At 33.8% G+C, this 13,915-nt stretch carries 15 protein-coding genes; 11 read left to right on the forward strand and 4 right to left on the reverse strand.

All coding sequences use genetic code 11. The annotated features are described in order from the left end of the window. The first annotated feature begins 170 nt into the window (after positions 1–170). From MHH59_RS09850 to MHH59_RS09860, 3 genes are all read left to right on the forward strand, one after another. Positions 171–2,153, forward strand: coding sequence for a methyl-accepting chemotaxis protein (locus tag MHH59_RS09850; RefSeq protein ID WP_088005271.1), 1,983 nt, complete (start codon positions 171–173; stop codon positions 2,151–2,153). 164 nt (positions 2,154–2,317) lie between these two features. Continuing rightward, positions 2,318–2,623: a hypothetical protein gene (locus MHH59_RS09855; protein ID WP_002012413.1), complete on the forward strand. Its 306-nt coding sequence runs from the start codon at positions 2,318–2,320 to the stop codon at positions 2,621–2,623. A 266-nt stretch (positions 2,624–2,889) separates the two neighbouring features. Beyond that, a complete protein-coding gene (locus MHH59_RS09860; protein WP_002165937.1) occupies positions 2,890–3,258 on the forward strand; it encodes a DUF3979 family protein in 369 nt (122 codons plus the stop codon). Positions 3,259–3,291: 33 nt separating this feature from the next. Here MHH59_RS09860 and MHH59_RS09865 read toward each other — a convergent pair whose 3' ends face one another. Further along, complete coding sequence (locus MHH59_RS09865) at positions 3,292–4,332, reverse strand: YkvI family membrane protein (RefSeq protein WP_002064968.1); 1,041 nt, start codon at positions 4,330–4,332, stop codon at positions 3,292–3,294. 241 nt (positions 4,333–4,573) lie between these two features. Between MHH59_RS09865 and MHH59_RS09870 the strand changes: the two genes are divergently transcribed. The 3 genes from MHH59_RS09870 (at position 4,574) to MHH59_RS09880 (ending at position 6,786) form a co-directional block, all read left to right on the forward strand. Beyond that, entirely contained in the window at positions 4,574–5,017 is a 444-nt protein-coding gene (locus MHH59_RS09870) for a Dps family protein (protein ID WP_002012416.1), read from the forward strand. A gap of 108 nt (positions 5,018–5,125) precedes the next feature. Next, positions 5,126–5,590, forward strand: a complete 465-nt coding sequence (locus MHH59_RS09875; RefSeq protein ID WP_000488199.1) for a DUF3939 domain-containing protein — start codon at positions 5,126–5,128, stop codon at positions 5,588–5,590. A 254-nt stretch (positions 5,591–5,844) separates the two neighbouring features. Further along, the gene (locus MHH59_RS09880) at positions 5,845–6,786 is read left to right on the forward strand and encodes an alpha/beta hydrolase (RefSeq protein ID WP_033730285.1); all 942 of its coding nucleotides are present in this window, start codon (positions 5,845–5,847) and stop codon (positions 6,784–6,786) included. A gap of 52 nt (positions 6,787–6,838) precedes the next feature. Here the strand turns inward: MHH59_RS09880 and MHH59_RS09885 are convergent, their stop codons facing one another. Both MHH59_RS09885 and MHH59_RS09890 read right to left on the reverse strand, forming a co-directional pair. Further along, positions 6,839–7,840 carry an LLM class flavin-dependent oxidoreductase gene (locus tag MHH59_RS09885; protein WP_002012419.1) on the reverse strand — a complete coding sequence of 334 codons (1,002 nt, stop codon included), beginning with the start codon at positions 7,838–7,840 and terminating at the stop codon, positions 6,839–6,841. Positions 7,841–7,944: 104 nt separating this feature from the next. Continuing rightward, positions 7,945–8,136: a DUF3896 family protein gene (locus MHH59_RS09890; protein WP_002012420.1), complete on the reverse strand. Its 192-nt coding sequence runs from the start codon at positions 8,134–8,136 to the stop codon at positions 7,945–7,947. Positions 8,137–8,323: 187 nt separating this feature from the next. Between MHH59_RS09890 and MHH59_RS09895 the strand changes: the two genes are divergently transcribed. Together MHH59_RS09895 and MHH59_RS09900 are read left to right on the forward strand one after the other, a co-directional pair. Further along, a complete protein-coding gene (locus MHH59_RS09895) occupies positions 8,324–9,796 on the forward strand; it encodes a flavin monoamine oxidase family protein (RefSeq protein ID WP_340851163.1) in 1,473 nt (490 codons plus the stop codon). Between the two features lie 75 nt (positions 9,797–9,871). Further along, positions 9,872–10,456: a GNAT family N-acetyltransferase gene (locus MHH59_RS09900; RefSeq protein ID WP_002126982.1), complete on the forward strand. Its 585-nt coding sequence runs from the start codon at positions 9,872–9,874 to the stop codon at positions 10,454–10,456. A 24-nt stretch (positions 10,457–10,480) separates the two neighbouring features. On the opposite strand, the gene MHH59_RS09905 is transcribed toward MHH59_RS09900, so the two are convergent. Beyond that, on the reverse strand, positions 10,481–11,383 hold the full coding sequence (locus tag MHH59_RS09905; RefSeq protein ID WP_002064972.1) for an aldo/keto reductase: 903 nt from the start codon (positions 11,381–11,383) through the stop codon (positions 10,481–10,483). A gap of 166 nt (positions 11,384–11,549) precedes the next feature. Between MHH59_RS09905 and MHH59_RS09910 the strand changes: the two genes are divergently transcribed. The 3 genes from MHH59_RS09910 (at position 11,550) to MHH59_RS09920 (ending at position 13,908) form a co-directional block, all read left to right on the forward strand. Then, the gene (locus tag MHH59_RS09910) at positions 11,550–12,500 is read left to right on the forward strand and encodes a CobW family GTP-binding protein (protein WP_340851164.1); all 951 of its coding nucleotides are present in this window, start codon (positions 11,550–11,552) and stop codon (positions 12,498–12,500) included. 118 nt (positions 12,501–12,618) lie between these two features. Beyond that, a complete protein-coding gene (locus MHH59_RS09915; protein WP_340851165.1) occupies positions 12,619–13,143 on the forward strand; it encodes a PadR family transcriptional regulator in 525 nt (174 codons plus the stop codon). An 18-nt stretch (positions 13,144–13,161) separates the two neighbouring features. Then, complete coding sequence (locus MHH59_RS09920) at positions 13,162–13,908, forward strand: VOC family protein (RefSeq protein WP_340851166.1); 747 nt, start codon at positions 13,162–13,164, stop codon at positions 13,906–13,908. Positions 13,909–13,915 lie beyond the last annotated feature (7 nt).

The following is a 13,915-nucleotide window of genomic DNA, read 5'->3' on the forward strand; positions in this document are numbered from 1 at the left end:
AAATTTTATAATAATATTATTCATATATATAGACAAAGGGAGAATATTTGTTTAAACTTTACAAGGTGTTTATCAAAAACGAATTGTAAAAATAGAGGATAGGGAATGGGATATATTCATAATTGGTTATTTATCTTTAAAACTTAATATTTAAATGTAGGAGGTTTGTAATGAGTAAACTGTTAAGGTGGTTTCGAGATATAAAAGTAGCAAAAAAGCTATTAATTTCATTTTTGATAATTTTAATTGCGGCTGTCTCTATTATTGGAGGAATGTCTTATCAAACGGCTAAAAAGAATTTTGAATCACAAATTACGAGTAGTGCTCACGATAATATAAAAATATTAGATAATTTAATCAATCAAATGATTGAGGCGAAATTTAACGAAGTAAATAACTTTGCACGAGTGATTCATAGTGATATGTATCAAGGAGATAATCAAGATGAATTAAGAAAGGTATTATCTCAATATATTAATTTAAATAAAGATATTGAACAAGTATATGTTGCCGGCAATGATAAGAAGTTTGTGCAAGAACCAAATATACAAATGGCAGCAGATTATGATCCAACAACTCGTTCTTGGTATAAAGATGCAGTGAGTAAACAAGGTGGAATCGTGGTCACTGAACCGTATAAGGCGAAAGGAAATGGACATATTGTCGTAACGATTGCGAAACAAACAGAAGATAAAAATGGTGTTGTTGCGGTAGATTTAAGTTTAGAGAATTTATTGAAAACAACAAAGTTAATCAATATTGGTAAAAAAGGATATACTTTCATTTTAGATGGAAAACAAAAAATAATTGCGCATCCTCAAGAAAAACCAGGAGATAAAGCAGCTGATTCTTGGGCAAAGAGAATTTACGAAGATAATCAAGGCACTTTTTCATACACGTATAATGGTAGTGAAAAGAAAATGGTATTTGCTACAAACTTAAAAACAGGTTGGAAAATCGGTGGAACGATGTACTCAAATGAAGTAATTGAAGCTGCTCAGCCTGTATTTTATAATATGTTAATTGTTATGCTTATTTCATTAGTTGTAGGAGGGGCACTTATTTATTTCGTAACTCTTTCTATTACAAAACCTTTAAAGAGATTAGTTGCCACTTCTAAAGAAATAAGTGAAGGAGATTTAACGCAAACAATTGAAATTCATTCAAACGATGAAATCGGTCAACTTGCAAAAGGTTTTAATGAAATGACAGATTCACTAAGAACGTTAATTGGAAGAATTAATACTTCAGCAGGGCATGTTGCAGCTGCATCTGAAGAGTTAACAGCAAGTGTGAGACAAGCGAGTGAAGCGACTGAACAAATTACATCAGCAATGGATGAAATATCAAGTGGTGCAACGACGCAAACAGCAAGCGTAGAAAATGGTGCTATGTTACTGTTTGATGTAACAGAAGGGATTCAACATGTAGCAAATAGCTCATCATCTATTAATACTGCTTCTGCTCACACTCGCGAAAAAGCAGAAGATGGTGGAAAGCTAGTTGGAAAAACAGTAAATCAAATGCAATCTATTGCGGAATCTGTTTCACAGTCAGATGCTGTTATTCAGTTGTTGAATAACAAATCAAAGCAAATTGGTGATATTTTAGAAGTTATTCAAAATATTGCAGATCAGACAAATCTTCTAGCTTTAAATGCTGCAATTGAGGCTGCAAGAGCTGGTGAGCATGGAAGAGGCTTTGCAATTGTTGCTGATGAAGTACGAAAATTAGCAGAACAATCTAGTGTATCATCAAGTGAAATTAGTAAATTAATTTGTGAAATACAAGATGATATGAGTAAGACAGTAAAATCTATGAATAATGTAAATGAAGAAGTGCAATCTGGACTTGTTATCGCAAATGAAACAAAACAAAATTTCACTGAAATTTTACAATCTACAAATGAAATTGCTGACCAAATTAAAACGATGGTTGAAACAGCTAATGGGATGTCAAAAGGTGCAAATGAAGTATCTATTTCGGTTGGTCAAATTGCTATGACGGCACAAAATAATGCGACGAGTACACAAAGTGTTGCAGCGTCAGCTGAGGAGCAGTTAGCTTCTATGGAAGAAATTGGTTCTGCGGCTGGTACACTATCTCAAATGGCTGAAGAGTTACAAGTATTAATTGAAAGATTTAAAGTATAAAAAGGGGAGGCTGTCTCAAAATAGCATTAGTGCTATTAGAGACAGTCTTTTAGCTGATAAACGGATTAGAGGTTCAATGTATTTAATGTTTGTCGAAAAATAGAGGAATTTGTTAAGCGGGTGTATAATTAATATAATATAGACTACGTTCAAAGGAGATCAGTATGGGAGTGTATTGGGGAACGAAAAGACATTCTTGGCTTAGCTATGTCTCGTTTTGGTTAAGCATTTTATTCTTTGTTGCTTTTTTAATTGAAGTGTTTGTATTTAAAACACTTTCAAATAGCTCATTACAAATCGTTAAATACTTTTATTTTATATTTGTTCCATTAAATATCATTCTTAGTTTAAGGTTATTATTTAAGAAGAATGAAAAGAAAATATTACCGATTTTTAGTTTAATTGTATCACTATTATTTGCAAGTTTAATTATAGTGTTAGCATTAGCAGCTACAGGAAAAGTCTTATGAGGAGAGTGATATAAATTACTCTTCTTTTTTGTGGTTTTTTAAGAGTTATAAGTAGTGTGTAGGAAATAAGGAAAGTGATAAGTTATCAGTAAGAGGACGTATTAGTGAATAGAGAGTGAACTGAAAATACTATATGTTTTGTATGTGTTTATAAAGCAAATGAATGCAGTAAGATTCGTGATATATGGTACAATAAACATGGATAGTGATAGAGATAAAGGGTATATAAAATACTCATCGTTTTTTAGTAAGAGAGGGGTTATCTTATGCTATACGAGGATTTGATGACATTATTCCAAGCTGCTCCGATAAAATTAGATAGAGGCGGCTGGAAATATATAATCCAGGAACAAAATGATAATTATGAAATTGTTGATGAAATGTTAAAAAAGCAAATGAATGTTGAATTGTATTTTAATGAGTATGATGAGGTGAAAATCACTTTATATAAAGATGGAAGCCCTATTACTACTATGCAAAGAATTGCTATTTCAAAAGTTGAGTTGGATGAAGAGGAAGAAGGCATTCAATTCGTATTGGAACGCATGCCAAGTCGAATGATTCGTTTGCAATTAAAGCCATATCTTGCAGTAGAAATGGGGCCGTACTGGGAAGTATGTGAAGACTGTGAATGAAGATGAAAAACATCCGTATACACGGATGTTTTTTTATGTTTTTTGAAGTTGTTTAAAGGCAATAATCGGTAGTAAAATGATGCTCACCCAACCGATAATAGGGTATAGAATATGAAGTAATTCACTATATCCAATGAAACTAAAGCAATAACTAATTAGTAATATGAAGTAAATAATGTTATTACTTTTCCATCCGGTAATGGATTGCATTTGTTTTGTCATCCCGAACACATTACCAACTAAAGTTGTGAACACTTCACCGAAAATAATAAGAACAAAGAAAAAGTGAAAAGTTGCATTAAATCTTCTTATGACTTCAGCCATTGGGATATTGTATTGATAAAATTGGTCGACTGATAAGATAGCTAAATGGCTGCATAATAAAATTAAAGAAAGTCCTGCACCACCTAAAATTCCACCCCACAAAATGGCTTTTCGATCTTTTACTTCACTGGCTAACGGGACGAGAACGCTTTGGGCGAGCGAAAGATTTAAAGCGACATATGTAATAGGGCTAGTAATCCACTTCATATTCCAGCTCTCTGCAGGAATAGTATTACTAATAGGTGTTGTACTATGGAAAAAGGTTGTAATAGCGAGTCCGATAATAAAGATCATCATAATAGGTACGACAAGCGTATTTACTTCAAAAACACCTTGTAATCCCCGGCTCCCAATAATGAGACAGGCGATGACCGTGATGAAAATACCAAGTTGTCTCGGGAGACGGAGTTGTTCTTCAAATACTGCACCGGCTCCTGATAACATAACGCTCGTTACACCAAATAATACGAGTAATAGTAATGTGTTTACGACATTTCCAAATACATCCCCAAATAAATATTTGTTGAATTCTTGAGCTGAGAATGCCCCTATTTGTGATGAAAGTAACATCATCTTTGTGCCGAGCCAAATAAAAAAAAATCCACTTATACATATGCCAATGGTTCCGTAAAATCCGTTAACTGTAAAAAATTCAACAATTTCGCGCCCAGTAGCAAATCCAGCTCCAACGACAGTTCCGATATAAGTAGCAGCGACTTTCTTTGCTACTTGCCATTGTTGATTGTCCATGTTATCCCTCTTTCTTCTATGATGAGCTTGACTTACTATTATGCATATGTGTGAGCTTGGACAATTAGACATGTGAAGTAGTTGAAAGAATACATGAATTATATGATATTAGGGAAATATTAAGGTTGTTAAAACTTTGTTACATATAAGCTGTTCATTCGGAAGAGTAGGAAATGTATGGTAAAATGTAATTAAGTTATTAAAAGATAATAATTATAAAATGATAAGAGGAGTGGATTGTATGAGTACGAAAACGAATGTTGTTGAAGTATTAAACAAGCAGGTAGCAAACTGGAATGTATTATATGTCAAACTGCATAATTATCATTGGTATGTGACAGGACCGCACTTCTTTACATTACATGAGAAATTTGAAGAGTTTTATAATGAAGCAGGAACATACATTGATGAGTTAGCAGAGCGTATTTTAGCGTTAGAAGGAAAACCGTTAGCGACAATGAAAGAGTATTTAGCAACTTCAACTGTAATCGAAGGGACAAGCAAAGAGTCTGCAGAAGAAATGGTGCAAATTTTAGTAAACGATTTTTCTGCACTTATTCAAGAATTAAAAGAAGGTATGGAAGTAGCTGATGAAGCTGATGATGAAACATCGGCTGATATGCTATTAGCAATTCATACGACATTAGAACAACACGTATGGATGTTAAGTGCATTCTTAAAATAAACATAAATGGATTAAAGAAAAACTCTATTGAAAAATTCTTTCAATAGAGTTTTTTATAATTTTTCAGTTTTCTTTTATGCTATAATATAGTAAAAAGGAGGCGATACAATGTTTCGCTTTTTCAGAACTGGAAAAGAAGATAGGGAAATTACGAAAGATGAATTAGAACAAGCGATGGCGAAGTTTCTAGAAACGAATGCTAATATCGTTTATACAGTTTTAGTAAATGATGATTACACAGTAAATTATGATTTGTTAAAGCCCTATTTACCTGCATTTCCAACAAATTTTTTTCTGATAACGAAGGAAACGCTTGAAGTATTTGAACATACAGAAGAAAATTTAAACCTAGTTAAAGAAATTGATATCGTACAAAAGGCCGTAGATCAATATGTAACAGAAAAAGAAATGTTCCCAATTGTTGAAGATAGCGAAGATCGCCTCATATGCGGAGTGAAGCTAGGACCATATTTAAATCGTATATTAAAAAGAAACTTATATATTTCAGAAAAGCATTATTTAGTTTCAAGTAAACCAGATAAGAAAAAAAAGAATAGTGGGCAGATGTTATGAGAACAACAATAATATAATTGTTGTCTTTTTTTTATTAAAATATTGATTTTTCAGTTTATTTAACTTTATACTACAACTAGTGGATAGGAAGGAGTGGTGTATTATGCGTATACATACATTAACTATTAAATATCATTCTGAGAATCAGGTATTATTAAGTTGAATTGTAGAATTTAACTACTTATACCGTGACCCTAGAATGATAGGAAGATTGGAGAAGCAATTATTATAAAAGGTTACGGGGGAATTCCTATATGGAAAATAATATGACTTATATTAAGTTATTAAATGAAACGTTACATTGTTATGCAAATAAAGGAAGTTTTGAAGCGTATTCTTATATAATGCATAATGCTAAAGATGTAATGGGTAATGAAGCACAAATATATAATTTTAAATATGCATTAGCAAGTGCAGCAGGACTTGAAGAAGAAGCGTTGCATTTAATGAAGAAAGCAATTATAGAAAATGGATTTTGGTACGGAAGTGAGTATTTAATTTCCGATGATGATTTAAAACCACTACATAAATTTGAAGAGTTTCATAGAATGGTTCAATTATGTAAAGAAAGAGAAGAATTAGCAAAGAAATCGGAACAAGCAGACGTGAAATATAAATACAGCAAACAAACTGAAAATCTACTAATAACACTGCATGGGGATCAAGAAAATATACAAATAATAGAACCATATTGGAACTCTGTAATGGAACAAGGTTTTATGCTAGCATTGCCTCAATCTTCCCAAATTCAATTTTCAGATGGATATGTTTGGGATAATATCGAAAGAGGAAGAGAAGAGTTAAAAGGACATTACAATAAGATTAAAGTGAATAAAACATTTGGGAATATTATTATTGGTGGCTTTTCTGCTGGGGCAAGAGTAGCGTTACATTCCATGTTACAAGGTGAAATAGAAGTGAACGGTTTTATTTTTGTGGCACCGTGGCTTCCGGAAATGGAAGAATGGGAAGAGATGATTGGAATATTGCATGATAAAAGCATAAAAGGATATATAATATGTGGGGATCAAGATGAAGATTGTTTTGAAGGTACACAGCAATTTGTAACGTTATTAAAGGATAAAAATATAGAACATAAGTATAAAGTTGTGCCTAACTTAAATCATGATTATCCTCATAATTTTGATGAGTTATTAAAAGAAGCTATTGAATATATAGGAAGCAAAAACAATTGATTGGTAGTAAGAAAAGGAGATGCATCATATGTGATGCATCTCCTTTTCGTTATTATAAATTAAAAGCATCTGCCAATAGGCGATAAGAGTTTAATTTATGTTCAAATTGATGAGTAATCGTGACAATCATAAATTCGTCAGTATTATACGCTTTGCTTAAGTTTAATATTTTTTCTTTCACAGAAGACGGATCACCGACAATCATACGTTGACGATTTTCTTTTATGCGGAATAGATCATAAGCACTATACGAATAATTTTGAGCAGTTTCAATAGAAGGAGTACCAGTAGTCCGTTTTCCTTGTTCTAATAGTAAAATCGATAAATCAAGGCTTGATGCAATCTTCTCCGCTTCTTCATTTGTTTCTCCGCAAATAACAAAAATAGATACGATTGATTTTGGTTTATCACCTAAATAGGAAGGTTGGAATTGTTCTTGGTAAGCCTTCATTACTTCAGGGCCACCGTATCCGTTAATGAACTGTGCAAATGCAAAAGAAGCGCCTTGCTTTGCGGCAATCATTGCACTTTCTCCGCTAGAACCGAGCATCCACATTTCAGGAGATGTTGGGATAACTGGAGTAGCCTTTAAGTTTGCATAATGATGGTTTTCTGGTACTTGATCATGTAAGTACATAGCAACATCTGCAATTTGTTCTGGATATTGATCAAGTGAGACCATTTTACCTTCTTGAAGTGCGCGAGTTGCTATCGGCATACCACCAGGCGCTCTCCCGACACCAAGGTCGATGCGGCCCTTATAAAGTGCTTCTAAAACGCGGAAATTCTCGGCAACTTTATATGGACTATAATGTGGCAGCATAACACCACCAGAACCAACTCTAATACGGTCAGTTTTCGCGGCAATATGTGAAATGAGTATTTCTGGACTTGAACCAGCTAAGCTAACTGAATTATGGTGCTCGGATACCCAAAAACGTGTGAATCCGAGTTTCTCAACTTCTTGTGCAAGCGTAACTGTATGCGAAATAGCTTGGGCTGCTGTGCTACCATCTGAAATAGGTGATTGGTCTAATACACTTAATTTGATCATAGAATATACCTCTCAATCTTAATGTACATCCTATTATATATTTACTTACGAAAAATGCGTAATGAAATGCTCAAAAGGAAAAGTGAATAATTTTTTATCCGCTTTTAATGAGAAAACCCTCGTTCATAATGATTCATTTCGACTAAGTTTAATATATATTCGTAGTTATCAATTTCTAAATGTATTTGCTTGCGTTCTTCTTCAGTTAGTTTAACGCTAGTGAGTTTTTTACATAACTGCTGTTTCTTTAATTCTAAATGTTTTTTTGTAGCCTGATAATCGTAAGTACGTTTCATGTGTATCCACCCTTTCCATACAGTTACTATCTGTATGTTTATCATATGAAGCATGTGGAAGGGGGAGAGCTGCACCTTATGTATTTTTAGTGAATTTTCAAATTGTGGTGGTGTTATGTTTAAGTGAATTTATGAATAAAATGCACTAAACCACTAATTTGTATTTCATGAAGTAAGGGGTGGGATTGTGCAGAAAGATATAATGTTTAACAATGAGATGGATGAAACGTTAAAAGTTATAAATAAGGGATTAAAGAAGACGACACGTCCGAAACAAATCATTGTAGTAGGGGCTGGTATGGCTGGATTAGTTTCGGCATCTTTATTAAAAGCAGCAGGGCATGAAGTGAAGGTTTTTGAAGCGAACAACCGTGTAGGTGGCCGCATAGAGACAGTTAGGATGGAAGATACCGGATTATATTTAGATGTTGGAGCGATGAGAATTCCGTATTCGCATACATTAACGATGGCATATATAAGAAAGTTTGGGCTACAGGTGAGCCCTTTTATTAATAGGAATGAGACAGATATTATATACGTAAATGGTCGGGAAACGACATTAAAACAATACGAAAAAGATCCAAGTATTTTAAGATATCCTGTGGAAATGAATGAAGTTGGGAAAACGTCTGAGGAACTATTAATGTTAGCGGTACAGCCCATTATAAATTTTATAAAAAAGAACCCAGAGAAAAATTGGGATATTGTAGTAAAGGATTTTGGGAAATATTCTACAGGTCAATTTTTAAAATATCATCCTTATCAATATAATACGTATTTTTCGCCAGTAACGATTGAGATGATAGGTGTTCTATTAGATTTAGAAGGTTTTTTAGAAAGGTCATTCGTTGAGACGTTACGTTTTTTATATATTATGCAAGAGGAGAGCGGATTTTGCGAAATAATAGGTGGGAATGATAGATTACCAAAGTCTTTTTTACCACAATTAGAAGGAAATATTATATATAATCAAAAATTAATGAAGCTTCATCAACAAGCCAATAGTGTAACAGCCTATTACCGGAACGAGGAAACTTTTGAATATAGTAGTATTACAGGGGATTTAGTTATTGTTACAATTCCTTTTTCAACAATGCGATTTGTAGAAGTAGATCCATTTGATTCGATATCTCATGCGAAGTGGAAAACAATTCGCGAATTGCATTATATGCCAGCTACAAAAATAGGAATTCAATTTAAAAGTCGTTTTTGGGAGGAACAAGGGCAATTAGGTGGGAGAATTATAACAGATCTTCCTATACGTTATGCGTATTATCCAAGCCATGGAATCGGAGAGAAAGGGCCTGCTATGATGTTAGGAAGCTATACATGGTCTTATGATGCGTTGTTATGGGATGGGTTATCAAAGGGGGATCGTATCTATTACACACTACAAAATTTAGCAACAATATTAGGTGGTCAAGTATATGATGAGTTCATGTCTGGAATATCAAAGAGTTGGACATTAGATCCATATGCGCTTGGAGGGTTTGTACTATTTCAAGCTGGCCAAGAATCAGAATTACAGCCAGTCATTGTAAAACCTGAGGGGAGAATATATTTTGCTGGTGATCATACAACGCTGTATCACGGATGGATTCAAGGTGCGATTGAATCTGGAGTTCGTGTAGCGATGGAAGTGAATGATCAAAAAGTTTAAAATTCAGAAACTTCTTTACTGTATAACTTGAGATGGATATTATTATATATAAAAGAATTATAGGGAGTGTTTACAGTGAATCCGTTATTATTCGATTTTCCTTCTGAATTTTATACTGACAGGCTTTTTATTCGAATGCCAAAACCAGGTGATGGTAAAGTTGTATATGACGCAATTCAAGCTTCAATACAAGAATTAAAACCTTGGATGGTCTTTGCACAAAAAGAGCAAACAGAGGAAGAAATAGAAGAGAGTATTAGAAAATCGCATATTCAATTTTTGCAGCGTGAGGATTTGAGATTACTAGTTTTTTCGAACGAAACAGGTGAATTTATTGCATCTGCCGGATTACATCGTATTAATTGGGATATACCTCAATTTGAAATCGGGTATTGGATTGATTCAAGGTTTAGTGGAAAGGGCTATATGGTAGAGGCTGCAAAAGGTATAACAGATTATGCTTTCACTGAATTGAAAGCAAACCGCGTAGAAATTCGTTGTGATTCTCTAAATAAGAAGAGTAGAGCGATACCAGAGAAATTAGGCTTTAAATTAGAGGGTACTTTAGAAAGCGCGAGTGTTGCGGTAGATGGAAATGGATTAAGGGATATGTGTGTATTTGCAATGACGAGAAATACATATGAAAAAGAAGAGCTGTAAAGAAACAGCTCTTCTTTTTGTTTATTATGGTACAGGATGTCCATTAGAGCTTTCGAAAATTGTAAACCATTGTTGGCGGTCTAAGTTAACTTTTGTAGCAAGAGCGGCTGTTTTCACACGATCTAATTTACCAGAGCCAACGATTGGCATCATGTTAGCTGGATGAGCGAGTAACCATGCATACATAACAGTATCGATGCTAGTAACACCTAGTTCAGTAGCAACTTTTTGTAAAGTTTCACGTACACGTATGGCACGTTCTGATTGACCAGTAAAGATTTCACCACCAGCAAGAGGTGACCAAATCATTGGATTAATTCGTTTTTCTTGGCATAAATCAATCGTACCTTTTTCAAAATGCTCAAGCTGCATCGCAGATACTTCAATTTGATTTGTAATGAGCGGGAAATCTAAATACGAACTTAACATATTAAATTGTGAAGGTAAAAAGTTAGATACACCGAAGTGACGAACCTTTCCTTCTTGCTTTAAGCGTGAGAACGCTTCTGCCACTTCATTTGGGTCCGTGAATGGATCAGGACGATGAATGAGCAATACATCAATATAATCTGTATGTAAGTTTTGTAATGAATCCTCCGCGCTTTTTATTATATGTTCAGCACTCGTATTGTAGTGAGCAACATATCGCTCTGGAAATTTAGGTGATGGGGGAGCGATTCCACATTTAGTGATGATTTGCATATTTTCGCGTAAGGAAGGCTTTAATTGTAACGCTTCTCCAAACAATCCTTCACACGTATACCCACCATAAATATCAGCGTGATCGAAAGTAGTAATCCCCAAATCCATACAGTCTTCAATAAAAGAAAGTAACTCTTGCTTTGTCATATTCCATTCTGCTAAACGCCAGAACCCTTGAATAATACGAGAAAATTCTAGTGTTTCGGCCATTTGAACTCGTTCCATTATAAGTACCCCCCTTGATGAATGATAATATTTTTGAAAAGGCTTTCTTGCTACATATTATTATATAGTTACCCGGTTGTACATACAATAAATATGTTTTGCTACAAAAACGTTTTTCTCTATATGCTATAATGTAGAAACATATAGCTATAAGGAGATGTAAGGAATGATTCCAGTAACAATACTAACTGGTTTTCTTGGATCAGGGAAAACGACATTATTAAATCGAATTTTATCAGAGGATCACGGCAAGAAATTAGCAGTGATTGTAAATGAAATAGGGCAAATTGGTATCGATAATCAATTAATTATGAACGTTGAAGAAGAAATTATGGAAATGACAAACGGTTGTTTATGCTGTACTGTGCGTGAAGATTTACTTGTTGCTTTAAAACAATTACTGGATGTGAAAGCAGAAGGGAAAATGGAATTTGATGGATTAGTAATTGAAACAACAGGTCTTGCAAATCCAGGTCCGATTATTCAAACTTTCTTTTTAGATCCAGTTATTCAATCTGCATACCAAATTAACGGTGTTGTAACAGTTGTAGATAGCTATCATATACATAAACATTTTGAAAAGGGACTAGAAGCAAAAGAACAAATTGCCTTTGCTGATGTTGTGTTAGTTAATAAATTAGATTTAATTGAAGAAAATGAGAAAGAAAATCTCTTGCATGAACTTCAAGGAATTAACCCGACTGCAAAGTTAATCGAGGCGACTAACTGTGAGGTAGATATTCCATCGTTATTACAAATTCAAACGTTTAAAACGAAAGATACGCTGCAAATTTACCCTCATACAGAACATAACCATCTAGAAGGTGTAAAATCGTTTGTACTACGTGAAGAACGTCCGTTAGATTTACAAAAATTGAATGAATGGATGTCAGCTGTCGTTCAGGAACTAGGGGAGCATTTATATCGCTACAAAGGAATTTTATCTATTGATGGGGTAGATAAACGTATTGTTTTCCAAGGTGTGCATACGTTATTTGCTGCTTCGTACGATAGAGAGTGGCAAGAGGGCGAAGAGCGAGTAAGTGAAGTAGTTTTCATCGGAAGAGATATTAATAAAGAATGGTTCCAAGAACATTTTGAAGAATGTGTGAAATAGGTCTGCGTAAATCGCAGGCTTATTATTGTTTTTTTTGTTTACTAAAATTGGAATTTGTATTAAAATAATCTGAAAATACTAAACATTTAGTGTTTTGTTAGGGGTAGGGGGAGAAAAGGTGCGTTTAATGATTCTTGGATTGCTTACTAAAAGGGAGTCGCTATCTGGTTATGAAATACAGCAGGCGCTAAATATGGTGCAAAGTAAAAAATGGGCGGAAGTTTTCCCAGCTTCTATTTATCACGCATTAAAAAAAATGGAAAATGAAAATTTCATTCAAGTTAAAGCAATTGAAATGACCGGAAAACGGTCGAAAACGATATATTGTATTACAGAAAAGGGAAGTCAAGAATTTAAAAGGTTATTAAAGGAGTCGTTTCAAAAAACTTCAGTTATGTTTCCGAAACATCTATATACAGCGTTAACATTTCTGTCAGAAGAAGAGAGTATGAGAGAGGAGGTTTTAGAAGCTCTAGAAGAGCAGAAAAGTGAAATACGATCTACTTATGAAGAGATGAGGGAAGGAGAAAGACTAAAAGATAACGCGCCAGCGTATGTGAAACTAATTTTCAAAAATATGTATGAACAATGTGAGATGCAACTTCGATTTATTCATAGGTTAGAGAAACTATTAAAAAACTAAAAATGTGGTGGGAAGAATATGAAAATCGATCACCTTGTTATAAATGTAAATAAAGAAATACAAGAAAATAAGGAAACGATTAAAAATGTACATTCTATCGGGCTTCCATATGTTCCGAGATGTGGAAAGGGAACGAAAGGGTTTAAAGTATCTAACATATGGATTGGAAAAGAATATTTAGAATTAGTAAGAGTAAAAACAAAAGATGGGGGTGGTTGGGTACAAGAGTGGGTTCAGAAATATTGTGATGGCCATAGGGGACTCATTGGACTGGCAATTGATGTTGAAAATATAGATAAAGTGTATGGGAAAATGATAGAAGGTGGAATTGAAATTACAAAACCAGAACCATTACACTACAAGTGGTTTTTTAATTTATTTAAGAAAACTATGCCGTGGAAAAATGCATACATACAGCCGATGAAGGGGATGCCGTTTCAATTCTTTCTACAACAAATGGACGATCAAAAGAGCAGAGAATATATGGAGAAATATATGTATCCAAATAGTTTGGAACAGGGAATTACAGGGATAAATACGGTGAAATTATATGGAGAAATAACAAATGAAGATAGAGACATTATTAGTTGTCTATTTTCAGATGTTACAAATGAGGAAGAAGAAATAGTAATACGTTTAAGCAATCAAATGATTCATCTAATTCAATCGAATGAGCATTTTACGGAGATAATACTAGATTGCAAAAGCGAAGCACATAGGGAGAAAAAATTAAATATAGAAAATGTGACATTAATAAATAAATAAATAAATA

The organism is Bacillus sp. FSL E2-0195, assembly GCF_038003645.1.
In the GTDB taxonomy this organism is placed as follows: Bacteria; Bacillota; Bacilli; order Bacillales; family Bacillaceae_G; genus Bacillus_A; species Bacillus_A mycoides.

What these genes read in the sequence shown, in the direction of transcription:
- MHH59_RS09920 (WP_340851166.1), top strand. Translation starts at nt 13,162, where the DNA reads ATGAAAATCGATCACCTTGTTATAAATGTAAATAAAGAAATACAAGAA.
- MHH59_RS09855 (WP_002012413.1), top strand. Translation starts at nt 2,318, where the DNA reads ATGGGAGTGTATTGGGGAACGAAAAGACATTCTTGGCTTAGCTATGTC.
- MHH59_RS09875 (WP_000488199.1), top strand. Translation starts at nt 5,126, where the DNA reads ATGTTTCGCTTTTTCAGAACTGGAAAAGAAGATAGGGAAATTACGAAA.
- MHH59_RS09870 (WP_002012416.1), top strand. Translation starts at nt 4,574, where the DNA reads ATGAGTACGAAAACGAATGTTGTTGAAGTATTAAACAAGCAGGTAGCA.
- MHH59_RS09910 (WP_340851164.1), top strand. Translation starts at nt 11,550, where the DNA reads ATGATTCCAGTAACAATACTAACTGGTTTTCTTGGATCAGGGAAAACG.
- MHH59_RS09865 (WP_002064968.1), bottom strand. Translation starts at nt 4,332, where the DNA reads ATGGACAATCAACAATGGCAAGTAGCAAAGAAAGTCGCTGCTACTTAT.
- MHH59_RS09880 (WP_033730285.1), top strand. Translation starts at nt 5,845, where the DNA reads ATGGAAAATAATATGACTTATATTAAGTTATTAAATGAAACGTTACAT.
- MHH59_RS09905 (WP_002064972.1), bottom strand. Translation starts at nt 11,383, where the DNA reads ATGGAACGAGTTCAAATGGCCGAAACACTAGAATTTTCTCGTATTATT.
- MHH59_RS09850 (WP_088005271.1), top strand. Translation starts at nt 171, where the DNA reads ATGAGTAAACTGTTAAGGTGGTTTCGAGATATAAAAGTAGCAAAAAAG.
- MHH59_RS09885 (WP_002012419.1), bottom strand. Translation starts at nt 7,840, where the DNA reads ATGATCAAATTAAGTGTATTAGACCAATCACCTATTTCAGATGGTAGC.
- MHH59_RS09890 (WP_002012420.1), bottom strand. Translation starts at nt 8,136, where the DNA reads ATGAAACGTACTTACGATTATCAGGCTACAAAAAAACATTTAGAATTA.
- MHH59_RS09860 (WP_002165937.1), top strand. Translation starts at nt 2,890, where the DNA reads ATGCTATACGAGGATTTGATGACATTATTCCAAGCTGCTCCGATAAAA.